We start from the raw sequence: 23,854 nt of genomic DNA on the forward strand, positions 1-23,854 counted from the left end.
ACCTGCTTTTTTAACTTAAAATGATTCGTTTATGTTTAGGTAGAAGCCTGAATTTCCTTCTCTGCCAAAAGCATAATCCGCAGAAATTGTTGTTCTGTTTTCTTCATTAATCATCACTCGTAGACCTACTCCATAGCCCAAATTGATATGCTCTAAAAGTTTTTCAGAGTCAAATTTACTACCGAATGAATTTGCATTGACGAATACTGTTCCGCCAAAAAGATTGCTGTTTTTTTGCAGAGGGAATCTATATTCTGCTTCTGAATAAAGCATGTTTTCTCCTCTGAATCTCCCTTGAGCATACCCTCTTCCAGTTCTACCAAACATGTCCCATCCAAGAGAGGGCAAGTTCATATAGGGTAAGTTTCCAGACACCAAAAAGTTGCCGTATGCCCAAAGTGCTAGCAGATGTCTTTTTCTTTTTTCGCTTAGATTAATATAATGACGATAGTCCAACAAAAGGGTAGAAGATGATTGATCTGACCCTAAAAAAGTAGGGTTGACTTTATAAGAAACTAAAGCAAAGTTTTTTTCATAAGGGGAAACGGAATTGTCTCTGTTTTCATACACTCCGTTGATTGTAAACCCTGATAATGTATAACGGTCTAAATTAAAACCTAAAGCCTCATTATATGCATCATGTGAAAATTCATAATCGGGAATCATATCTACATCCAAGAAGTTGTCAATTTTGGAATGAATATCTAAATGGTACCCAAATCCCAGGTAAAAATTGGTGTCCGAAACCCTTTTTAATACAGTTTCATAGAATCTAAATAATCGAAAATCCATTTGTTGATCTCCCCAATAGGATGGAGACAGACTTGAGTTTGGATTCACTTCAAATTCATTGGGAGTATTGCTGCCCAACCCAAAAGTAGGCTGGGAAGTAATGAAATATCTCCAGTCTCCAATTAGTATTAAACTGTTTTGATCCAAAAAGATGTTGCTTCTCGAACTGAAAATCCATTGTCTCTTTGTGGTGTAAAGGAGGTTTCCTACCAAATTGGAAAGTTTGGTATTTTCTGGATTTCCCATGTACCAAGTAGCAGCCGGAGCAACACCAAACATCCAACCATTAGCTGGATTGTAGGCAATTGCAGGTAGGGGAACTAGCTTAAAGTCTTGAATTTTGTTTGACTCATACTCTGGTTCTTCCTGAGAAAAAACTTGAAAGCAAACTGAAATAATGATTAAAGCCGTAAAAAGAGAGTTCCTCATGAATTAAAGTTAGTAGGAATCTTTTCAATTATTTTCTTGAGCTGAAAATTATTTGAATCCAATTAGAAAGAGATATCCCATTGGACCCTAATTCTTGTTTCATCTTGTCTGAGGAGATCTTTGTCCTCAAAAGTGAATTCAGTGATCTCAGCTGTCAATTTGTTTTTGTGGCCTTGGAAGAAATAATTGACTGCAAAAGCAACTTCTTGCTGTTTGTTGGCTTTGATGCTTAAATCAGGACGATACTCAGATAATCTCATGGCGATTTCCAATTTTTCGGGAATTCCAGAGATGATACCATGAGGGAAATATCCCGCTTGAACATAATATCCCGCCAAAGTGGTGTTTTCGTTAGTTCCTTTGTTGAGAATATATTTTCTATGAAGTTCACTAACCCATGAAAAGCCTTTGTAATTGAATGCTGTCTCCAATTGGTACTGGTCAATTTTATATTGGCCATTGGATCCAGGTTCATAGCCCACTAATTGACCACCTCCAGATTGCGAAAACCTTGTATAGGGGCTGGTGTTGGTCACAGCTGCTAAAGCTATAAGTGCTGCTGGTTTCTCAGAAATTCCCACATCTCCACCTGAAAATGGGATCACTCGTCCTAAGAAGTTCCACTGAAGCCTTCCGAAATACATCAATTTATTGTCGTCATTGAAAGTGGCTGCTCTACCGGTTCCAGTTAGCATTGCAAGCCAATAACTGAAATTAGCAGCTCCTCGACCTGCCAAGTTACCATAGGCAGTGATTCCCTGTTGTCTGTCAAGTGTAAATTCTCTGTTGATCAGTGATCTATCGACCATTTGCTGTTCGCCTGAGCTGATAAATCTTTCTCTGGTAAACTCCACTTTCCATTGCCCAAATTTGAATTTTAGCCAAGGCCATTTTTCGATCATTACTCTAAAATCCAATAAGTTGCCTTGTCCTAATTCATACTCAAAGTAGTATTTCAACCATGGGTGATAGGCATGTCCACCAATTTTCAATCTGGACCTGTTTATTTTAAAAAGTCGGCTATTCAAATTGGTGAAGTCATTGAAAGTAACCGGGTTTTGGTCATCAGGGGTAGCAAAGCGGAATTGAAGTCTTGCAGCAATTTGAAGTTCAAATTTCTTGTCACCGGTGGCAAAAACAAACCCTTTAGAACTATGAGAGATAGTCGCTTGTGTACTGTCAATTTTTTCTTGTCCTTTTAGGAGTTGCGGGGAAAGCAATAAAATGCAAAACGCCAATAGGAATACTGGCGGGTTGAAAAATGAACTTTTCATCAAAATTAGAAATGGTGTACAGCTAAATGGAGAAGATTTTCTCCGAGCGGGCAAAATTAATAAAAAATCCCCCTACTAGATTAGTAGGGGGAGTAATTTAAGTGCTTACTTCTGAGGAATCCTGAAAACAATTCCACCTTCTAGTCCAAATTGCAATAAGCTGGAATAAGAACTCAATCCTCCACCAACTCCTCCTGTTCCAAAATATAAACCGCCGCCAATGGCCTGAGTGGCTGAAACAAGCGATGCTTGAACCCTCAGTGCGATGTTTTCAGCTAGCCAGAAGTTGGAGCCTCCTCTAACTTGCCAAGAGAATTTTGTTGCTGAATTGGAGTTGCCATTATCTGGATTATCTACTCCAAAAATCCCCAATCCCATTCCTGCTCCAGCAAATGGTTCAACTTGCTCACTCACTGGAAAATACCTAGTTCCGTTGATGAAGATATAGTTAATTCCTAGGTCGAAAGTGGTGTTTTGAATTTGATTAAATATCCCCTCATCCAAATATGTAGTTGGAGCACTTGTGTCTTGTCTTAGGTATTGGATCTCAATGGCACCTCTATCTGGAATATGATATTCCAATCCGAGTCCCCATCTAAGCCCATCTTGAATAGTTCCGTTGAAATAGGAAGAGCTTGAATAATAAGAATCTACCTGATCTTTGAAAATATAACCCGCATAGGTGTTCAATCTTAATTCTTGCGCCATTAAGAAGGTGCTAGAAAAAATGAACAAGGCAATAAGGCTTAGCTTTTTCATGATTTTTTGGTTTAGTTTTTCATTTTTCCTCTTCCAATTGGAAGGTTGGCGTACAAGGCCCATTGACTATGATGTTGATTACCGGAAGTGTCTTTGATGACATCTGAGAAACCTTGATGATGTCGAATTCCAACTGCATTGATATGATCTTTTCCTACCATTAGACCCAGTCCGATGACGTATCCAATGTCAAATTTGTTGATTTGATCTTTTATATCGTTTTTATACTCAAGTTTGCTTGCCCCATTTTTTACCTCAAAAACATCCCAGGCTTTCATTCTCATGGAGATTTGAGGTCCAAATTCTAAGAATAGTTTATCAGTTCTGTAATACCTCATGGTAAATGGAACGCTTAGATACTTGATAGTCTTGTCAGCAGTACTTTCTTGGAATAATGCATTTAGCTCCTCATCTCCTAAATCGTAAAAAGCTAGCCCTTTCATGCCACGTTTGTATTTGGCCAGCATTTCTAGATTCCACATCCATTTTTCATTCACTCGATGGCTGAAAAACAATCCCATACTGAAAGAGCGTAAATCTTTTCCAGTTTGGTAATTGGAAAAATGATGAGTGCTTTCATTCATATGAAGCCCAAAAAGGTTTTTCTCGGTATTTAATTTGTCTCCAAAAATCAAACTCATCAAAACTTGAGAATTGGCTCTTTGAGGTGCCAAGGCTAGAAGTCCTAAAGTCAAACTGAACGCAAAGACTGATTTCCAACTAGATCTTGATAATTCCATTTCGGCCTATTGATTTTTGACTTTTTTGAACCCCGCAAATCGATAATTCAAATTGAGAAGAAATTGACTTCTTCTACCAAACACTCCCAATTCTGTTCTGAGCATCCAGTTTTTGCTGTATTGATATTGAGCCCCAAAGATTAGGTTAAATGGAGCTGCTACTTTTTTGTCAAGTTTGTAGTCAATTGTTCCGTTGTCTGGGTCAATTCCATTCGAAACATCTTCCAGTTTATTGATGATTTGATTGACAACTAGCCTTTGACCTGGAGGAAGTGTGGCAGACCATTCTCTTAAGGCGCCAATAAAATTACCACTTCCAAATCCAGGAAAAATTTGGCTCACTGGTATCGAGCCTTGCGTATCATTTTGAATGGATTGGTAGAAAGTACCTCCCCAAACAGATAAGTTTCTTTGTGGATTTCTCAAGGATGGGATTGTATGACCTATTCTCAAGCTGGAGTTGAAAGCAGGAACGGGCTCCACCATTACTTCAATATTCGCATAGTTGATATTGTTGTCCCAAGCGACCCATACCGGGCCAAAAGCACCAGTCAAGGTTCCTCCGAATCCAGCACTTTTTGCATTGAAATTTTGCTTGGTTTGGAATCCAACTGGCTCGATTAGCGTGATTTCTGTTTGGGTACCACCTCCTCCAAAGATTCCATAAACATTCAGAAAAGGTAAAACCCAAATATCTGGTCTTACGGTTACAGCATAGGTGTTAGCGATCGTAGGTCCAAATTTGATGAAATTACTAACATCAACCATGTCACTTCCATTGAAACCAACAAGGGTCTGATTGATGGATATTTCCTGTCTTTGAGTAAAATAGATGACACTGGCTCCCCATGCATATGGAAGATCATAGCCTGCTTTCGAAGCTTTTTTACCCAAAATTGGAAAAGTGTAAGGGTAATCCATTTGCTTCAAGCTATCAAAATAGTCTTGGTAGATTGGGTTGAAGATTTTCTGAGCACCCTGTCCATTTACATGGTGAATGCTTAAAAATAAAATCGAAAGGATGATTCCAGCTCTTAATAGTTTGTACATGAAATGTGATTGGTTTAGTCTCTTTTCTCCCAGATTTTTTTGTTAAATGCTATTCCAAATGTCCAGGCATTATAGATCTCTTTTTTATTTTCGTATGCTAAATTTAAAGCTATTTCAAAGTTTTCGGTGATTTCAAAGCTATATTCTGTTCCCAATCGGAAGAAGGTCAGGTTCTCTGTTTTCTCAAATTCATATCCTGGTCCTGCAAAAAAAGACCAATGCTTTAGGGCATGATAGTGCATTACCAAAGCTGTTGAGAAAGGGAAACTACGTTCCAATAATGTCTCTCCATCTTCTACCTCAAATGTTTGGAGTTTAATGTCAGTCTGGAATGCAACAGACCATCTCGGATGGAAGAAATAATCAATATCTGCTCCCCAAGTAGGTATAATTGCTACTGTTTTTTCACCCTCCACAGCATGGGGTACATGGGAGTTTGCCATCATAATGGCTGCTCTAATTTTGGGTATATGCTCCTTTTCATTTTCTTCTGCCTCCTCTTGGGCGAAAGAAAAATTGCAAACTGAAATGAAGAGAATGAAAAAGTATAGTCTGATCTTCACGATTATGGATTTGGGTAAACGATTTTCCAATCTTTGGCCATATCCACCAATAGCCATCCATTTGATTCTGCATTATCCAGACCTCTAACCAATTGGCCGACTAAAGAGTTTCGGTCATATGCATACTCACGAATGGAGTCCGTATGATGGATATATACACCCAACCTTGGTCCCGGTGATTGAGTTGTGTATTCCAACATCTCATAGTCTCCATCAGAATTCCCAAATGCCATAATCGGTCTTTCGCCGATATGTTGGTGGATTCCTACCGGTTTTCCTGCTTTATCGTCATAGAAGTTTAGCTCCGGAAGTTTGACAATCTGGTTTTTGCCATCTACCTCTGTGTATTCTGCTTTCAAAGAAGAACCAACTACCTGATAAGGAGGTATTCCATAGGTTTCTTCAGCCCAGGCTCTGATAAAGTCTATTCCTCCTCCAGAAACAATAAAAGTTTTATATCCACTTTCTCTTAAATACTCCATTAGCTCCACCATGGGATAGTAGATCATTTGATTAAATGCTTTGCCTGTTTGTGGATGCTTTGAAGTTTTAATCCAATCTCTAACAGAAGAAGTAAATTGATCTTCTGTCATGCCAGCATGGGAAACCATTACAATTTCTGCCAATGCCTTTTCTCCTCCTTCCAAAGCAGTTTGTAAATCATCCTCAAGGATAGCTTTAAGTGTGGGGTTTGCAGACCATTCGGGATGCCCAGGAGAATGCTTCTTAATGAAATCAATGGCATAGAAAAGCTGAAAGTAGACTGGGTTTTCGGCCCAAAGGGTCCCATCATTATCAAAAACAGCTATCCTCTTGCTTTCAGGAACAAAATCAGGGCTAGAGGAGTCTGTTGTTTTTTCTACAAACTGAATGATTTTTTGTTTAGAAGGGCCGTCATTCCATGAAGTGAGTGCAGTTTCCTCTACTACAACCGATTCTAATGAATCATAATCTTGTTTTGGTGCACAATAGCTCACAAAAAAGATCAATAACAGTCCAGAAATCTGGTGAAAAGTAAAATGTTTCATAGCAATAAAATTTAAATAGATGAGGGAGCTGAAATCTCCCACTATTAGAAGCTAAAATCAATTTGATCCCGATGAATTCAATTGCTTTTGAAATTCCTTGATAAACTTATTGTTACTAATTTTCTGAAAGCAAAGAATTTCCAAAAAAGAAGTAAGATTCAGGAATTAATTTTCCCTGAATCTTACTTCTACTTTTCTATCTGAGTCGGATGAGCCTTTTGTAGCTCCCCGGATAATTAGCCCTCCAACATCGCTGTTGATGCGGCTTTCTTCAATTCCCTGGGAAATGAAATAGTCTTTGACTGAGGCTACCCGTTTGGAGGAGATTTGCAAGTTGTAGCTTACCGTTCCGGTATTGTCAGCATAACCAGTTAACTCCAATCCTAAATCAGGATTTTCATTTAATACCTCTATCACTTTTTTGAGTTTTTCTTCTTCAGAAGAAGTCAATCCTGTTTGATTAATTCCAAAAAAGATCTCGATTTTGCTTTGGTTTAATAATGCATGGGAAAGTGTAGGTACTGATTTTTCTACCACTACTGTGTCAGGAGTAGGGGTTACAGTTGTAATTCTTTGTAAACTATCGATCAAGATGCTATCTGCTTTGATTTGAGCCATCATCAATGAATCTCTTCTAGCTTGCTCCTCAGCAGCTTTTTTATCACCTGAGTTTGCAATTGCCGAAGTAGCTGCCGCAGTTCCTCCTACTAACAAGGCATCCTTAAGCAATTCATTGTTCTTCTTCTCAAGTTTCTCCTGCTTTTTACGGTTTTTCTCCATTTTCTTAGCAGTCTTTTCATCCATTGCCTCAGTGTTTACCTGCAATTCTTGCGGTTCTGTTTCTTGTGGTTCATACTCTTGCGGTTCTGGGATGCGAGAGGCAAAAGCCATGATCATCGCTGAATCTCTTTTTGCTTGAGCTTGAAGCATTTCTGATCTGAATTCTTCCATCTTCTCCTCAAATTCCTCTTTGGACATCATGTCAGAGTTGGTGGAATCAGTTGCGGAAGTTGCTCTGGCTAGCATGACCTGAGTTGAATCTTGATTTGCAGAGAGGCTATCCAAATAGACTTCTGTAGGTCCTGAGGCGGAATACAAAATCTTGCTGACTTGTCCTGGATAGATTAATAATTGCTTCATCATGGCAGTTGAGTCCATATAATGAACTTCGTCATTGACTTCTACAGCTTGAATAGAATCTAGTTTGAATTCTATTTGCGCATCGATTGTATTAAGACTTGTAAGTTGACCATTGGCAATGCTTCTTTCATTTTCAAGACTAGCGACTCTAGTTTCTGTTATTTCTGCAGAAACTGTACTGTCTCTTCTCGCCAATTCTATCGTTTCATCAATTTGAGCAAGTTGATTCTGGCTTTGAAGAAGATCGGATTGAACTGTCGCTCTTTGAGCTAATAGCGAATCGCGAACCAGTTCAAGCTCAGCTTTAGCCACTGAATCCATGGCAGTGCTATCTCTCATGAATCCATTTTGCTCCCAGCTTGGAAGCTGAATTACAGTAAAATAATTATTGGTAACTGGAGCGGATTGAATAGCATTTACCTGAGTGGAATCAGCTTTCTCCATTTGCTTTGCAGAAAGTTCAGTAGGAACAAAGGTGTATCGTTGGCTAATAACAGGAGGATTGAAACTTTCTTTATTGGCTCCTAAACTGAATTTGACCCCAATGCCATGATAGATATACCAATCTCCTTTGCCATTTTCCATTCCCCTGTATGGATTGTCTAGTGTGACAAGGTTAGTGCCTGGTTTTGCAGCATATTGCTGAAAATCATTGTCATAGGATGTTCTGTAAACACCAGATACATCATCCAAATAATCGGTAGCAGCTCTTTTGAAATCCGATTGGGCGAAGATCTCAATGCCTTTTGCAATTCGAATCCGGAATCCCAAACCAAGATTGGCATACATGGTAGCTTTATTGTATCCGCCAACTACTTCTGTTTCAAGTTCTCTCAAACTTGTTTCAAAAGTTCCATCAGGAATAACATTAAGATTCTTGTAATTGTATTCATTACCATCTGCATCCAAAAGGTCCCCATAGACATTGAAAGACTGAACTCCAAGGCCTAGAACTATGTAGGGAGCAAAGAAGGATTTTCCAGAAAGTAGCCAGTTGTTATCGGGCTTGATGACAAATGAAAGTCCAGCATCTGTCACATTTGTTTGGAAGTTCAGTGCTCTGTCAAAGTTCATCCCCTCGGTGTATAAGGTTCCGTCATTTTTGACAAATCGATCTCCTGAACCAAACTGATAGCTTCCCGCTGTAAACATCAATCCTACAGAATTTCCTAAGGCATATTCAATAGAAGCTTGATAGGATAGGTTTTCAGAATAGTGATTATACCTTTTATAAAGCTTGGTGAATTGATCGAAATTTTTGATTCCTAAAGGGCGGATATCTCCAAAATAATTGGTTGTACCGGCGCTAAATCCGAATCTCCATTTGTATCCATATTGCTGTCCAAAAGCTGGAGAAATAAAAAGGAGAATCGCGAAAATTGATACTAGTTTTTTCATCGTCTTACTTTTTATTTCCTATTCCTAACCAAAATCTAAACTCTGCACTTACGCCTACAAATGGCTGAAAGCTTCTGTTGTCTCCAGCGGCTGTTTCGGTAGTAATAAAAGTGCCTCCTGCATTTAATCTGATAAATCGGAAGAAGCTATATCCTAATCCCACATAAACTGGCCTGTCAAAAGCAGGTCCTGATATTTTTTCTCCCAACGAGTTTTCCATACCTCCTGAGACAAATATTCCTGTGCTTAGAGACATATTGCTCATAAATCTGGCAAATGTTCTGTTCCCAAGCGGGAATGATACTCCTGCATAGGGGCTATATACAAATTCTTGTTGTGGAAGATTTTGAGCAAGAGAAATGGCTCCATATCCAACATTGATTGGAATAGAATTAGCTTTTTTCTCAGTTGGATAATTTTGGAATTTTTTCTCATCCACTCTCGCCAATAAGTTGGTGCTAAAATATTGATCAACCTCTGCAAAAATGATTTCTTCCAGTTCGTCTAAATATTGTCTGGCATAAGCGCCTCTAGCATTGTCACCATCACCTAATCCCGAGACGTTGTATTTGGCTTTACCCATTTTCAGTTTTTTCCTTTGCTCTAGTTTCTTCAAAGTCAAATCTGAAAATCCTGGAAAAGGAACTGCTGTTGGCATCTCAAAATAATATGCCCCTCTGGTTACTATTTTACTGAGATTATTGATGATTTGCTCATCAGAATCTTCCATATGGATTCCTCCCTTTTTGACAGATGTGATGGTTGTCAAATAAGTACTAAGGTTGGTATGGATCAATTCTCTTAGTTCTTTCACCTCATCCACGCCAGCTTTTTGGTAAAAGCCGATTTCCAAGTGGTAATCATCGTTGGCTCTCAAAGGGTCTTCAATAAGAACTCTAAAAGCAAGCTCATTATATCCAAATGGAGCCTTCCAGAAATAAGTGTAACCTGATTTTTTCGATTTTTTCGAAGGATATACATCGATTTTCACCAATTCAATAGTGCTAGGAATCGCTCCTTGAACATAGAATTTTTCTTCTGATGGGAGAGGTAAGCCTCCATTGATCTTATTCTGAATAAGATCAAGGTTGATACTTGAAATGGCCTCCTGGCTCCAAGAATGAGTTTGGGATAGGCTCCAAACTAAAAGGATAAGTAGAAGTTTTTTCATGTTTTTGAAAATTGTTAATCTTTTGATTTGGGTTTATAAAAGTTTAAATACTAAGTATTTGTCGAAGCGGAGATTCTGAATAAGTGATTTTAAACCTCCAAAAATTTTAATAAGAACTAACCCGATTTGCCCTTGATCAGAGCATTCCTTAGTAAAAATAGCAAGCTTTCTATGAGAAGTTTCATAAAGCATGGGAAAAATACTTTTAGAATGAAATTTACTAAAAAAGTTCAATAAAAACTTGATCTTATCTTATAATCAAGAGTTTCAAAGGGTAGTTAGTTTTAGAAAATAAAGGTATTCAGAGTTCTCTTGTAGTAGCTTTTAGACCTAGTATTAAACTTTTATAAAGAAACCTGATTTCAGACTTAATTGTTTAAGGAAAAATATTTTTAGGAAATTGGGGTCATTTGATTTTTAATATAAACTCCTGGGGTTACTCCTTTTACTTTCTTGAATGCAGAGATAAAAGTGGCTCGATTTGAGAATCCGCACTTTTCGGCAATCACATCCAATGTGAGCTGATCTTGATAACCTTGTTCAATTAAAACTTGAAATTCCTCTATTCTAAATTGATTGATCCATTGATTGAAATTTGTTTGATTGCAAGAATTGATCGCTCGAGATATTTTGTAAACTGGAATTCCTGTGTCCTTACTGAGGTCGTTGATAGAATACCGTTGGGTCAAGAAAAGCTTTTGTTCTTTAACTACCTCACTAATATGACTGCAAATGAATTCTGTTTCCGTGTCTATGGGTTTTTGAGGTCTAAGAGTTGAATTTCCTCTATCTCCAAGCAGAAGCAAAAACTATATAATATCCGAAATTATCATTAGACCAAGCGATGTCAACTCCCATCCGAAGTTTGAATAATCTTGCCATTAGATAGCGGACTCCTAGTCCATAATTGTGCACCCATTGGGCTTCTTGAAAAGTCTTGTTTTTTGGAACCGCTTTGGCAATTCCCCCAAAAGCTATTCCACTCCATCGTAAACTTATATCATAGCGTTGTTCCGTTTCAAAAAGATAGGTGGAGGTTCCTTGATAACGGGCAGAAGGTACTCCTCTCATGTTAAGGCCTGATTCTAAGTAGAAGGGTACGTCACCAAATTGTTGTTGGGTTTCCAGTCTAAAACCGCTAATCCAATTTTCTTTCAATTGAAAATATTGGAGGATATAGGCTCTAAGTGATTGATTGTGGAAGTCTGCACCAGTCCATTCGGCATTGAATCTGAAGTCAGCATGGAAAAAAGTCCCTTTGTCTGGTGTGAAAATATTATCTCGTTTATCGAGCCTTATGATTACTCCAGGACTACTTTGAGTGGTCTTTAATGAGCCTTCTTGAATGAATGAAGGTAAATTCTCTCCTGCTGTTAAGAATTTTGGATTGACTTCAGTGCTAAGAAATAGATATTGAAATCCTGCATAAAAATCTGAATTACCCAGCTTCTTTAGAATGTTTCCATAAATAGGAAGGGTTTTAAAATTGAAGGCGAATTTTTGTTCTCCTATGATTGGTAGTTCTCGGTACAAATCTAGGTTGATAGAACCATAACCTGCCGTCAATTGATATTTGAGGTTATGCTTTGTAATTGCACCCGATCTGGTTAAAGCAGTCATCCAAGATTTATTGCCAGTATACATACCCGCAACAGCTGTTATAGTTGGAGGAGTGTATCGATCTGGATAAGGGTATTTATTGGTTTGTATAAATACTGGAACCAACATGAATCCAATGCCTCCAAGTGCAGGTTCGGTTATTAATTGTGGTACGGGGATAAAGCCATTAGCATCTAATAAAAAACTACTAAAATCAAACTTACCGTCTAAAGTATCTTTAAACGAAAGTTTTTGTTTAGTACTCTGAGCATGAGTGTTATAAAGTAGAAAAAGAGAAAGTATAAATAGTATTGGCTTTTTCATAAATGATAGAGTGCCTAAAAAATAATTAAGGCTTTATTTATCATCAATTTGACCTTTAACTTTTGAAAAAACAAATAGCATTTCAGACGCTATTTGTAAAGAGCGTTCTTCATATTTGAGAGTTTCAAGGCTTGTTCCATCATATTTTTTGGGATCCTCGTATCGAAGTGGAATTCTTTTTTCGGCACCAGGAATGATCGGGCAATTTTCGTCTGCATGGCCACAAACCATTACAGTTGCAAATTCTTCATATGGATTTGGTGCTTCATTATAGATTTTCGAGAAGGCTTCTATAGGTGCTTCAAGTTCTGAAAAGCTTATAAAGTAATGAGGATTTGGTGTTTTTGAATTTGTCTCAATTCGAAATCCTTGCCTTTTTAGAGCGGCAACCGCTCTTTCATTAAAAGCTGTTTCCTCAATTCCTCCAGAGAAAGTTTGAATTTCTATTCCCAAAGTGGAAGCAGCTGTTTTAGCCCAAACTTGGGAAAATTGGCTCCTTCTTGAATTATGGGTGCAGATAAAATTTAACTTCGGAGTCTTACCTAGTTTGTTTTTATCTATGATATAAACAACCAAAACCTCCAATTCCATTTTTCTTTCGGATGAAATTGGAAGTTTTTTTGCCTGTTGAATCGTGTCAAGTAGTTTTTCGAAATGATCGTGGCTCATCGATTTTGGGTTAAGAGCAGCATCCGCTTGCTGGTTCGCAGCAAATATCTTTGCTTTTCTGAAGGTCTGAAAGTCTTATTTTAGGTTTACTGGCAGGAATTCCACATTTGTCTTTGGCTAAGCAGTCTGTTTTGGTGCTTTCAAGGACAAATTGTTTTCCATCGTAACCTAGTCCATATTTCCCAATTGTTTCTCCCTGGTATTCCACTTCTATTTCTAAGTCAGGAATATTCAAAGCTTTTTCTGAAAGCTCAATAATATGAATCAATTTCTCTGGATGGAGCCTGTGATCGTAGTCATTGGCGCTATACAATTGAAAATTCACTTTTTGCTCATTTCTTAACGTACCACCGCAATCAATGAAATGCTTGTCAATTAGTCCGATTTCAGTTACATGGAAATGACTGGGCACCAAACTTCCATCTGGTAAAAGAAATTGAATGGTTTGGGAATGTGCTAGGATTTGTTTTGCTTCTGATAGCTTCATGGTTTGTCGGTTTTTTACGATGAATAAATTCAAATTTTTTTAACAGGAAGAGTTACAGCATTTGTCGAAGGTTTTAAAAAAGCCATCAAATAAGGTTTGAAGCTCATTCCATTTTCCGGGATGAATGCAATAGCTCACTTTTGTACCCTCAATTGTTCCTTGAATAAGACCTACTTCTTTAAGCTCCCTTAGGTGTTGGCTTATGGTTGCTTGAGCCAATCCTATTTCTTGAACCAAATCTCCATTGATACAGGTATTGGATTGAATGAGATGCTGAAGAATGGCGATTCTTGCAGGATGCCCGATTGCCTTAGCTAAAGCCGCCAATTCATTTTGCTGATCAGTGAATAAATGTTTCTGAGTAACTCCCATGTTGAAGATTATATATTGCAATATTACGATTAAATTATTTGGATACAAATTTTTAGGTAAAATCTGAGATTGAGTTTTGATTTCAGGTTTGCGAAAGGGGAGAGCAGGATTGCCTGATCGGGAATTTCCCGTATTTTTTACTTTTCAAATAAACCCACCTGACATGACCAAAGCTTATCCTTATAATCAAACTTATATTTGGCTCATTTCCCTCACTGCTGCTCTTGGGGGATTTTTATTTGGATACGATTGGGTGGTGATAGGAGGGGCTAAGTCATTTTATGAGCCATTTTTTAATATCACGAGCTCTGCAGATCAAGGCTGGGGAACTAGCTCAGCATTGGTTGGCTGTATGGTTGGAGCCACTCTCTGTATTTTCCTAAGTGATCGTCTGGGTAGAAAGCGCTTATTAATATTCTCTGGTTTCTTATTCTCTCTTTCAGCAATAGGAACCGCATTGGCAGATACATTTTGGTTTTTTAATTTCTATAGAATCATTGGTGGGATTGCGATGGGAATAGCCCTGAACCTGTCTCCACTTTACATTTCAGAAATGTCTCCGGCTGAGAGGAGAGGGAGAATGGTTACAATCAACCAGTTGCTAATCATGATCGGAGTTTTGCTAGCTCAAGTCGTAAACTGGCAAATTTCTTTATTGGATACTCAGTTGACTGACGAGGCTACATTTGACCAAATCGCTCAAAGCTGGAACGGCCAAGTCGGTTGGAGGTGGATGTTTGGAGCAGAAGTAATTCCTGCGGCGCTGTTTTTTATCCTTTTGTTCTTTGTACCCGAAAGTACTCGATGGTTGATTAAAAATGGTCAAGTCGATAAAGCAAGAAAGATCTTGGAAAAGATGGGAGGGGAAGAATATGCCGAGGATAGCATTCTAGAGACTAGAGCTATTTTATCCAATGGAGATGAATCTCAAGTAAATCTAAAAGCCTTGTTTCACCCAAAAATCTTGAAGCTGTTGGCTTTGGGGATATTCTTGGCTTTCCTTCAACAATGGAGTGGGATTAATGTCGTGATCTATTATGCTGCTGATATTTTCCAGGCTGCTGGATTTACGCTGAAGCAGATGATGCTCAATATAGTGGTGATAGGTGGAGTAATGGTAGCATCTGTGTTTGTGACTTTGGCGACTGTAGATAAATACGGTCGCAAGTCCATTATGCTGTGGTGTTTGGCCGCAATGGCGCTTTTGTATGGCGCTATAGGATATTCCTTCTATGCAGATTTAGGAGGAGCTACAGTGGTGGTTTTAGTTTTAGCCAATGTGATGTTTTATAGTATTTCATTGGCCCCTTTACTTTGGGTTTTATTGTCAGAAATCTTTCCAACCAGAGTTAGGGGAGCCGCTATTTCCATAGGCGCTTTGGCCCATTGGGTAGGTAATTTTACACTGACTTATTTCTTTCCAGCAATCAAAGAGAACTTGGGTTGGGCCAATAACTTTTGGCTTTATGGAGCAATTTGTGCTTTTGGATTTTTGGTTTTGTGGAAAGTTTTGCCTGAAACTAAAGGAAAATCACTTGAGGAGCTGGATAAAGAATTGTCTTAATTCGTTTTGCCAGGCATTCTAAGCCATACCAACAATCCTGAAAATAGAGTTAGTATTCCGATCGCAGCTATACTGAATTCAACTCCAATTTGTACGGTAATTAATCCAGAAAAAACCGCTCCGAATGCATATCCCAAGTCTCTCCAAAGCCTAAAGATCCCGATGGCTTCTGCGCGTTGGACGGGATGTGTATAATCAGCTATTCCAGCTAAAAAAGTGGGGTAAACCATGGCTGTTGCCAATCCCAAAACCAAACTCAAGCTGACTATTTGAATAGTACTAGATGAGGATGGTATCAATAGGATAGCCAATCCTTGAGCAATCATCCCAATGACCAAAATTCTTTTTTTGGAATAGATATCAGCCAATCTTCCGGTAGCTAACTGGCCAAAACCCCATGCCATAGGGTAAATAGCCACAAGACTTCCGATATCTGTAAGTCCATATCCTATTTTAGTCAAGAATATGGGGAAAAGTCCCCATATCATCCCGTCGTTTAGATTGTTGACTAACCCCGCCTGTGTGATTGAGGAAAGATTTTTGTCGGTAAATGTCGTCTTCCAAAAAAGAGATTTTTGTTTAGGCAGACTTTTAGTATATAGCTCAGATTGTACATGAGAACCAGTGTCATTTACGAAAAATATCGATAAAAAAAGTCCAACCGAAGAAATTGCAATTCCAATCAAGAATGGAAAGGGACGAATTCCAAATTGATCGGCAATGATTGCTGTTAAGTAAGCAGAGATCCCTATTGACAAATAGCCAGCGAACTCATTTAACCCCATGGCTAGCCCTCTTTCTTTTTCTCCCACCAAATCGATTTTCATCACCACAGTGCTGCTCCATGTTAAACCCTGACTTATGCCCAATATTGCATTGCTAAAAAGGATAAAAGTCCAAGAATTTGAAAAGGCGAGGATTAATGGGACAGGTAACGCCAAAGTCCAACCTATTGCAAGCAGATTTTTCCTACCAATCCGATCTGCAAGCCTGCCTGCAAAATAATTGCTGAATGCTTTACAGACTCCAAATATGATGATGAAAGAAAGGATTGCAGATTCAGATGTGATTCCAAAAACTTCGTCAGCGAATTGTGGGAAAATTGAACGCTCGAGTCCTACCATGGCTCCAACAAAACCATTGATTAAAACCAAAAGAGAAAATTGCTTCCAGTTTCCTTTTAGTCCGAGTTTAGGCTGAATAAGGACAGAATTCATATTGCAAATTTCTGCCTATCCCAAAACCTTTCCTTTTACATATGTTAAAAAATCAGGAAAGGCTGCCGCGTATTCGACTTAAGCTTACTTGGGTGATTCCTAGATAGGAGGCGATGAACTTTAAAGGTACTTTCTGAAGGACTTCGGGATGATTAGCAAGTAGTGCTTGGTATCTCTCTTCTGCTGTATTAAACTGTATCAGTTCTATCCGTCGGACAGTTTCTACATAGGCGTTTTGAATTAATTTTCGAAAAAGTCTTTCTATGTCGTGGTGACTGTCGAATAAGCTAAATAAGGGTTCTGAAGGAATAGAGATGAATTCTGTATCCTCCATGCAAATGATTCCTTTTTGGCTGGGTTGATTTGTGAATAGAGATTCTGCACGTATGATTAAATCCTTTTCAAAAGCAAAATATTCTGTGATTTCTAATCCGTCTTTGTAATAAAAAATTCTAGCCGCTCCATGGTTTACGAAGTAAATTGTTCTACAAGTTTTGCCAATTTGTTGTAGAATCTCATTCTTATTCAATCTGACTACAGAGCTAAGTCTTGCCAGGCGATCTATTGAGGAAGGAGTCAAGTTTTGGATGTTTTCCAAATACGAAAAGAATGAATCCAAAACCTGCCTCATGTCTTGTTTTATTTAAGGACTTTTTTCAATATTTCTCTTTTGACAAACACAATCAAAAACCAACTCAACCAAGCGGCTGCTGTTCCTACTGCTGCTCCTAAAATAATATCAAAGGGGTAATGGACGCCCAAATAAACACGTGTATAGCTCACAAAGGCAGCATATAGATATAGCCATTTCAGGCCTTTTATTTTTCCTTTGAGTTTTCGGTTTAAGAAAACTGCCAAACCAAAAGTGTTAGCAGCATGGGATGAAACGAAGCCATAAAGACCACCACATCTGCCATAATTGTGTATGACTCCTTCCCATCTATCGTCATGGCATGGGCGAAGTCTTTCAAAAAATGGTTTCATGATCCCGGAAGTGACTTGATCTGAAATCAAAATAGTCATAGCTACTCCGCCAAATACCCACCAACTGTTCTTAGGGTCAATTTTATAGATTTTATAAATCAAAAAAGCATAGAGGGGAAACCATGTGATAGTTTCTGTAGCTTGAAACATGATTGGATCCAACCAATCAAAATGAAAGGAATTCAACCAGAGGAAAAGTTCCTCATCCCATTGTTTTAAGATTTCGATCATTGATGAAAATTAAGCCAATCTATGCCTTTTTTTAGATTTTGAAGAGTGAATTCCTCCTGACTTCCCTCTTGAGGTTCATGCATATAAGTCCACTCTGCCACAGGAGGCATACTCATCAAAATACTTTCTGTTCGACCATTGGTGTCCAGACCGAATTTGGTGCCGGCATCCCAAACCAAATTAAACTCGACATATCTACCCCTTCTCAGGTTTTGCCAAGCTTTTTCATTTTCTCCAAAAGGAATTTCAGAGTTTTTATTCATGAAATGACCATATACATCTGGGAATAATCTCCCAATTGCCAAACTGAATTGAAGGATTTTTTCGAAGTGCTCATCTGATTCCGCACTTAGCCTGTCGTAGAAAATACCGCCAATGCCCCGAGTCTCATCTCTATGTTTCACGAAGAAGTAGTCATCAGCCCAATTTTTAAATTTTGGATAATATTCTAGATCGAATTGATCACAGACTTTTTTGACTTCTTGGTGAAAATAACGAGCATCTTCAGGGACGATGTAATGCGGGGTCAAATCTATTCCACCACCAAACCAATGTGTTCCATTATCCATTTCGAAATATCGAATGTTCATGTGGATGATCGGAACCATAGGGCTTTTGGGATGCAATACTATTGAAACACCTGTGGCGAAGAATTCTGCTTTCTCCAGTCCTAATTTCTTTAGAATCTTATCAGGAGTCGGACCGTGGACTGCAGAAAATGCAACTCCACCCTTTTCTATTATTTTTCCGTCTTCGAAAATTCTAGTCCTACCACCACCGCCACCAGTTCTTTGCCAAGCGTCTTCTCGAAATTTACCTTGGCCATCATGCTTCTCAAGTTCACAGGTAATGTGATCCTGTATTCCCTTGTAGATCTCTGCTATTTCTTCTTTACTTCTTCTGCTCATTTTCTTAGAAAGGATATCCAATCCCAAAATTGAGAACCGTTTGGCCTTTGAGTCCAAAAGGTCTTTTAAAATTTATATTGTCCAAAACCCATCTGTCACCTTCAGGTTCAGATGGATCTATGGCTTTGGTTGCTAAATCCAGACGGATGATCAAGAAATCAAAATCCATTCTTAATCCCAACCCTGTCCCGACAGCGAATTCTTTATAAAATCTGTCAAATCTAAAGTCAGCTCCTGGACGGCTCAGATCTGCGCCAATCACCCATGAGTTTCCGACATCGACAAACAAAGCCATATCGAAATACCCGTACAAGTTACGGCGATATTCGAACATTGACTCAATGATCATTTCTCCTGGTTGCTCAAAATCGTAATCATATCTTCCTCCAGTTCCGATTTGGGGCTTGTAACTTCCAGGTCCTAAGCGTCTGGCTTGCCATGCTCTGATGCTGGTACCACCACCGGCAAAGAAGTATTTTTCATAGGGAAGAATACCAGCACTGACTCCATAGGGCTGTGCTATTCCAAAATTGAACCTATAAGCAAAAGTTTGTTTTTGGTCTAGAGGATAATACCTCCTGAAATCCGCCTGAAATTTCAACCATTGGAAATTCGCATAATCAATATTTTCAACATCACTGTTGCTAGGGACATCCAGAAAGTTCAAGGTGGTTCCGCCGCTTTCCACAAATAATTTTAAAAGGGAAGAAGGACGGGTTTTCCAGTTTCCGTATTGATTGAAATTAATGATTGATTGAGCGGAAAAACTACTTACAAAAGAAGGGAGAAAGGACCAGATTAGATTATTTCCCTGGTTGGCCAAATTATCCAAGACGTCCAAAAATTCCTGTGTGATTTTGGGAGTACGTATGTAGTTGATGTCCGCTACGTTGACTGTAAACTGCTGCCGATTGTTTGTTGTGGCCCAGTTATACGAAAGCAAAGCATTAATTCCTTTTCGGGTGTATTCAGGCCTGTTAGTATAGTTGTATCCTATTTGGGTCCTGGTATTAGGGTTGTATCTACCGTATTTTTCAAGGGTGCTGGGAGCAAATGGAATTAAGAATCTTGGGAAGATTATGGAAGCCGAAACGCCGAGTTCTTTACTTTGATAAACCCCTTGGTTGGTTGCTGACGCCACTCCTTCTAGTCCTGCTCGAAAATTGAATTCCAGAATCTCCCCTGCTCGGAAGAAATTTCGATTTCGAAGTGAGGTACTGAAAAATGGCCCTGGTAGTTGTTCGGTCACACTCAAACCAAGTTGATTTGTCAACTGATACTTTTGAGCAGGTTGTGTAAAAATATTTGCTGTAAGGGAAGTGCCTAAAGTGTCGAAAGTGATATTTACAAAACGGAAGAGATCCAAATTGCTCAATTGCCTTTGACTTTCGATTACTGAGGACCTGCTGTATTTGTCACCTTTGTTAATTAATACCCTTGAAGCTAATATTCGCTCAGAATATCTATCTCTATAAAAACTGAAATCAATGTCATTGAATTCGCCCTTGACTTGCGCATCTGCAAACTCATCAGATGGTGGGTTTATTCTAAAATTAATCGAATCAATCGTATAGATTTCATGCTTATCTGCAAAAGTCGGCTGGCGTATCAATTGTTCAATTTGTACTTCCTTTTTTGTAGTATCCTGATAGACATTATACTCCAGATAGGACTTTGAGAACATGAAAAAGCCATTGTTTTTTAATAACTCTTCCACCCGGTTTCTCTCAGCAATTATGTCATCTTGAGCATATCGCTTCCCAACTCGTAAATTGGATCGATCAGCAGATGACTTAAGAAGTTTTTGGATTTCTGTATTTTCTGATTTGGTAAAAATAGAATCTACCAGATATGGACTGTTTTCTGTTAATTGATAAGTGATGAATGCCTTCTTGCCCTTAGTGGTAACAGTAAAATCAGTCTTGGAATCAAAAAAACTATTGTTTTGAAGATAGCCAGCCATGTTTTTTTGTGAAGCTTCGACAAGATTGCTGTCTAATTTCGTCACTGGGTTTCCTGTTCTCATCAAACCATTTCCGTATTCTTCCTTCTTGGTATAGCCTTCAATTTTAGATTGAAGTTTTTCCTGCCTTTTTTGGAGCTTTCTGTCTCCGGGAATGGTATCTAGTTGTGCAGTAATTTGACTCAATTCCTCTTGTGCATCTTCTTTTTTCTGGGTGATCTTCTCCTTGTCATAAAAAGAATTACCAATTCTATAAATGGTAACTCCAGGAGATACATTCAAAAGAGGGATTCGAAAATTGGGTTCCTGTTGATTCAAATTAGCTAATGCAGCTTCATCAGATTTGTCTGATCCTTCGATTTCTGCATCAAATACAACATATTCGCCTTCTGATAGGTTTTTGGTCAGGGAACAGCCCAGACATAGCCCTAGCAGCAAAAGAAAAAGTATATATTTGGATAATTTCAAATTGGGAGAATCAAACGGAATGCTTAGCAAAAATACAGTTAAGTTTATAAAATCCTTACATCAAAAGAAATACAGATCTGAGCACAGTAAGTTCTTTGTGGAAGGTGAAAAGAGTGTCGTGGAGGTCCTTTCATCAGATTTCAAAACGGATTTGTTGATTGCTACGGATAGTTTTTTGGACAAGAATCATACCCTCATTTCCAAATCCAAGATAGAAGTTATTCAAGCCACTCAAAAACAGTTAGAATCACTTGGTCAATACCAAAGTAATGATTCGGCATTGGCAGTAGTTCGGATGAAAGATAATCAAGGGTTTATTCCTTCGAATGATGAACTGATTTTAGCATTGGATGATGTTAGGGATCCTGGAAATCTGGGGACTATTATTAGGATTGCTGACTGGTATGGAATTAAAAACCTTGTTTTTTCGCAGCAGACGGCAGATTTCTACAATCCCAAAGTGATCCAATCCACTATGGGCTCTTTTACTCGGGTTAATTTTTTCTATTCGGATTTGGAGGAAGTCCTAAAGAGCTGGAATCTCCCTGTCTATGGTGCTTTTTTAGAAGGAGAAAATATTCATAAATTATCTAAAGTTGAACCGGGAGTGATTTTAATGGGTAATGAGTCAAAGGGGATTTCCCAAGAAGTTGGGGAATTGGTTACCCAAAAAATAACCATTCCGGCTTTTGGATCTGCCGAATCTCTCAATGTCGCAATCGCTACTGCTGTTTTTTGTGACAATTTCAAACGACTTATTTCGTAATCGTGAAAAAACTAATTCAACTGCTTCAAAAAGTAGGGATTAATGGGTTTCTTTTAGGCTTATTTGGAGCAATATTTTTGGCTTGGTTATTCCCTTCGATTGGATCTTCTGAAAGTGGATTCCCTTGGAAATCAATTATTAATGTGGGAATTGCTTTAGTTTTTTTCTTTTATGGGGTGAAATTGGATCCCAAACAATTAAGAGAAAGCCTATCCAATTGGAAACTGCATGTCTTGATCCAGAGCATCACTTTCATCATTTTTCCGGTTTTAGTTTTTTTTCTGTTGCGATTGATCCCATGGATAGATGATGATTTTAAATTGGGAATTACTTACCTCTCTGCTTTACCATCGACTGTGAGTGCTTCTGTGGTCATGGTATCAATTGCCGGAGGAAATATGCCTGCAGCCATCTTCAATGCAAGTATTTCCAGTTTATTGGGTGTTTTCATTACACCTGTTTGGATGGGTTTTTTGGGAAAAAGCACCGGTGGAATGGAGATTGACATGATGCCCACTATTCTGGAATTGACTTTCAAAGTAATTCTTCCTGTTTGCTTGGGCGTTTTATTTCATGGAAAGATATTTCCTTTGATCGAAAATCATCTTAAAAAATTGAAATATGTGGATCAAACTGTAATTATGATGATTGTTTTTACAGCTTTTTCAGATTCCTTTTCTCAGGGAGTTTTTGATCCCTATAAAACAGAAACTTTGCTTGAGATTGCAGGGATTATGCTTTCTCTATTTTTATTTATTTGGACCGTGATATCTTTTGTGTCCAAAGGACTTGGATTTACCTTAAAAGATCGAATTACTGCTCTTTTTTGTGGATCAAAAAAATCTTTGGTCCATGGAGTAGTTATTGGAAAAATTCTTTTTCCAGATCCAGCGATGCTAGGCTTAGTTCTATTACCAGTGATGCTTTATCACATCCAACAATTGATCATTGGATCTGCAATTGCCCAATATTTTTCAAGGAAGACCGAATAGTTCCAGGTATCATTTGAGTGACCTTACTTGATCAAATATTTATTAATATTTATCTTTTGTAAAATAAAAGTTCTTAAAAGATGAAAAACTCAATAAAATATTTGTTAGTTATACTATTTTCTTTTGGATTATTATTTAATATTGAATCTGTTTATGCCCAGGAGAAAGTGGATATAGTGGTGATGAGAAATGGAGAAAATCGGGAAGTAAAGGTAACGGGTATAACAGAGACCATAGTGAAATTTCGGTATATCGGAGAGGATTTTGACTATGAAATCCCTAAAACTGATATCTCTCAAATCAAATTTGCGAGTGGCCGGATTCAATCATTTGAAGAGAATGTTTCGGATTTGCCAACAGATGGGACTCATGCCGGCAGTTCCGCTGAAAGACATAATAAAATAGCGGTTTTGCCATTTGCAATCATTTCTAATGACCCAGGCCTTACAATAGATGAATTGCGAACATTTACACAAAATCAAGCTGCGAATACAGTCAGAAATGAATACGGGAGCCTCTCTCTTCAAGATCCACTGACCACCAATGCTATCTTGGCTAAAAATAATTTGAGTCAGGATAATATCGATTCTTTTACACCTGCTGAAATTGCAGAACTTTTAGGTGTGGAATTTATAATTTTTGGATCGGTAAAAGTGACTAATAAAGGGGCTACCACTTATACTTCTGGATCTTCGACTTATTCTCAGAAAACGGATAAAAATTCTGATACAAAAAGGAATAAAGGAAGTGTTTTTAGCTCCTCCAGCTCCTCAACAAATATCGAATATGATACCATGGTTGATTTGAGGATGTTTAATGACCGAGGTGATAATTTATATTCAAATTCACGTCATGCCTTTGGAACTGGAACAGATGCTTACAAAGGAAGCGTAGATTATATGCTCAAAAGGACACCTTTTGGTTCTAAATATGGAAAGAAATAAAATTTTTAAAGGGTAAAAAGTA

General features: G+C 38.2%; 23 protein-coding genes. 4 read left to right on the plus strand and 19 right to left on the minus strand.

Translation table 11 applies throughout. The features are described 5' to 3' along the window. Positions 1-15: 15 nt before the first annotated feature. The 14 genes from BUF13_RS16965 to BUF13_RS17030 form a co-directional block, all read right to left on the minus strand. Positions 16-1,221 (minus strand): BamA/TamA family outer membrane protein, encoded by a 1,206-nt coding sequence (locus BUF13_RS16965; protein WP_073573010.1) that lies wholly within the window; start codon positions 1,219-1,221, stop codon positions 16-18. A gap of 62 nt (positions 1,222-1,283) precedes the next feature. After that, on the minus strand, positions 1,284-2,495 hold the full coding sequence (locus BUF13_RS16970; RefSeq protein WP_073573011.1) for a porin: 1,212 nt from the start codon (positions 2,493-2,495) through the stop codon (positions 1,284-1,286). Between the two features lie 105 nt (positions 2,496-2,600). Further along, a complete protein-coding gene (locus BUF13_RS16975) occupies positions 2,601-3,254 on the minus strand; it encodes an outer membrane beta-barrel protein (protein ID WP_073573012.1) in 654 nt (217 codons plus the stop codon). Positions 3,255-3,265: 11 nt separating this feature from the next. After that, positions 3,266-3,994: an outer membrane beta-barrel protein gene (locus BUF13_RS16980; RefSeq protein WP_073573013.1), complete on the minus strand. Its 729-nt coding sequence runs from the start codon at positions 3,992-3,994 to the stop codon at positions 3,266-3,268. A gap of 6 nt (positions 3,995-4,000) precedes the next feature. Further along, positions 4,001-5,044, minus strand: a complete 1,044-nt coding sequence (locus tag BUF13_RS16985; protein WP_073573014.1) for a hypothetical protein — start codon at positions 5,042-5,044, stop codon at positions 4,001-4,003. A 14-nt stretch (positions 5,045-5,058) separates the two neighbouring features. Next, positions 5,059-5,607: a hypothetical protein gene (locus BUF13_RS16990; protein ID WP_134204532.1), complete on the minus strand. Its 549-nt coding sequence runs from the start codon at positions 5,605-5,607 to the stop codon at positions 5,059-5,061. A gap of 2 nt (positions 5,608-5,609) precedes the next feature. Then, a complete protein-coding gene (locus tag BUF13_RS16995) occupies positions 5,610-6,635 on the minus strand; it encodes an HAD family hydrolase (RefSeq protein ID WP_083586515.1) in 1,026 nt (341 codons plus the stop codon). Between the two features lie 165 nt (positions 6,636-6,800). After that, positions 6,801-9,173, minus strand: a complete 2,373-nt coding sequence (locus BUF13_RS17000; protein WP_073573016.1) for an OmpA family protein — start codon at positions 9,171-9,173, stop codon at positions 6,801-6,803. 4 nt (positions 9,174-9,177) lie between these two features. Then, on the minus strand, positions 9,178-10,344 hold the full coding sequence (locus tag BUF13_RS17005) for a hypothetical protein (RefSeq protein WP_073573017.1): 1,167 nt from the start codon (positions 10,342-10,344) through the stop codon (positions 9,178-9,180). A gap of 392 nt (positions 10,345-10,736) precedes the next feature. Further along, positions 10,737-11,150, minus strand: a complete 414-nt coding sequence (locus BUF13_RS17010; protein WP_073573018.1) for a helix-turn-helix domain-containing protein — start codon at positions 11,148-11,150, stop codon at positions 10,737-10,739. After that, the gene (locus BUF13_RS17015) at positions 11,131-12,267 is read right to left on the minus strand and encodes a BamA/TamA family outer membrane protein (RefSeq protein WP_073573019.1); all 1,137 of its coding nucleotides are present in this window, start codon (positions 12,265-12,267) and stop codon (positions 11,131-11,133) included. The genes BUF13_RS17010 and BUF13_RS17015 overlap by 20 nt, the downstream gene beginning before the upstream one ends. A 33-nt stretch (positions 12,268-12,300) precedes the next feature. Then, a complete protein-coding gene (locus BUF13_RS17020; RefSeq protein WP_394345367.1) occupies positions 12,301-12,720 on the minus strand; it encodes a low molecular weight phosphatase family protein in 420 nt (139 codons plus the stop codon). A gap of 226 nt (positions 12,721-12,946) precedes the next feature. Then, positions 12,947-13,423 (minus strand): DUF6428 family protein, encoded by a 477-nt coding sequence (locus BUF13_RS17025; RefSeq protein WP_073573021.1) that lies wholly within the window; start codon positions 13,421-13,423, stop codon positions 12,947-12,949. Between the two features lie 39 nt (positions 13,424-13,462). Beyond that, complete coding sequence (locus BUF13_RS17030; RefSeq protein ID WP_073573022.1) at positions 13,463-13,795, minus strand: ArsR/SmtB family transcription factor; 333 nt, start codon at positions 13,793-13,795, stop codon at positions 13,463-13,465. Positions 13,796-13,958: 163 nt separating this feature from the next. On the opposite strand from BUF13_RS17030, the gene BUF13_RS17035 reads away from it, so the two are divergent. Beyond that, a complete protein-coding gene (locus tag BUF13_RS17035; RefSeq protein ID WP_073573164.1) occupies positions 13,959-15,359 on the plus strand; it encodes a sugar porter family MFS transporter in 1,401 nt (466 codons plus the stop codon). Here BUF13_RS17035 and BUF13_RS17040 read toward each other — a convergent pair. From BUF13_RS17040 to tamL, 5 genes are read right to left on the minus strand one after another with little or no spacing between them, the layout of a single operon-like run. Next, positions 15,356-16,576: an MFS transporter gene (locus BUF13_RS17040; protein WP_073573023.1), complete on the minus strand. Its 1,221-nt coding sequence runs from the start codon at positions 16,574-16,576 to the stop codon at positions 15,356-15,358. The genes BUF13_RS17035 and BUF13_RS17040 overlap by 4 nt on opposite strands. A gap of 52 nt (positions 16,577-16,628) precedes the next feature. Next, positions 16,629-17,207, minus strand: a complete 579-nt coding sequence (locus tag BUF13_RS17045) for a Crp/Fnr family transcriptional regulator (RefSeq protein WP_073573024.1) — start codon at positions 17,205-17,207, stop codon at positions 16,629-16,631. Between the two features lie 8 nt (positions 17,208-17,215). Further along, entirely contained in the window at positions 17,216-17,791 is a 576-nt protein-coding gene (locus tag BUF13_RS17050) for a phosphatase PAP2 family protein (protein WP_073573025.1), read from the minus strand. Further along, a complete protein-coding gene (gene hemF, locus BUF13_RS17055; RefSeq protein WP_073573165.1) occupies positions 17,788-18,699 on the minus strand; it encodes an oxygen-dependent coproporphyrinogen oxidase in 912 nt (303 codons plus the stop codon). The genes BUF13_RS17050 and hemF overlap by 4 nt, the downstream gene beginning before the upstream one ends. A gap of 4 nt (positions 18,700-18,703) precedes the next feature. Beyond that, a complete protein-coding gene (tamL, locus tag BUF13_RS17060; RefSeq protein ID WP_073573166.1) occupies positions 18,704-21,100 on the minus strand; it encodes a translocation and assembly module lipoprotein TamL in 2,397 nt (798 codons plus the stop codon). 49 nt (positions 21,101-21,149) lie between these two features. Between tamL and BUF13_RS17065 the strand changes: the two genes are divergently transcribed. From BUF13_RS17065 to BUF13_RS17075, 3 genes are all read left to right on the plus strand, one after another. Then, positions 21,150-21,896 (plus strand): TrmH family RNA methyltransferase, encoded by a 747-nt coding sequence (locus tag BUF13_RS17065; protein WP_073573167.1) that lies wholly within the window; start codon positions 21,150-21,152, stop codon positions 21,894-21,896. 2 nt (positions 21,897-21,898) lie between these two features. Further along, complete coding sequence (locus tag BUF13_RS17070; RefSeq protein WP_073573026.1) at positions 21,899-22,888, plus strand: bile acid:sodium symporter family protein; 990 nt, start codon at positions 21,899-21,901, stop codon at positions 22,886-22,888. Between the two features lie 80 nt (positions 22,889-22,968). After that, positions 22,969-23,832, plus strand: coding sequence for a hypothetical protein (locus tag BUF13_RS17075; protein ID WP_073573027.1), 864 nt, complete (start codon positions 22,969-22,971; stop codon positions 23,830-23,832). Positions 23,833-23,854: the final 22 nt, after the last annotated feature.

Origin of the sequence: Algoriphagus zhangzhouensis, assembly GCF_900148515.1 — a bacterium.
Taxonomy (GTDB): Bacteria; Bacteroidota; Bacteroidia; order Cytophagales; family Cyclobacteriaceae; genus Algoriphagus; species Algoriphagus zhangzhouensis.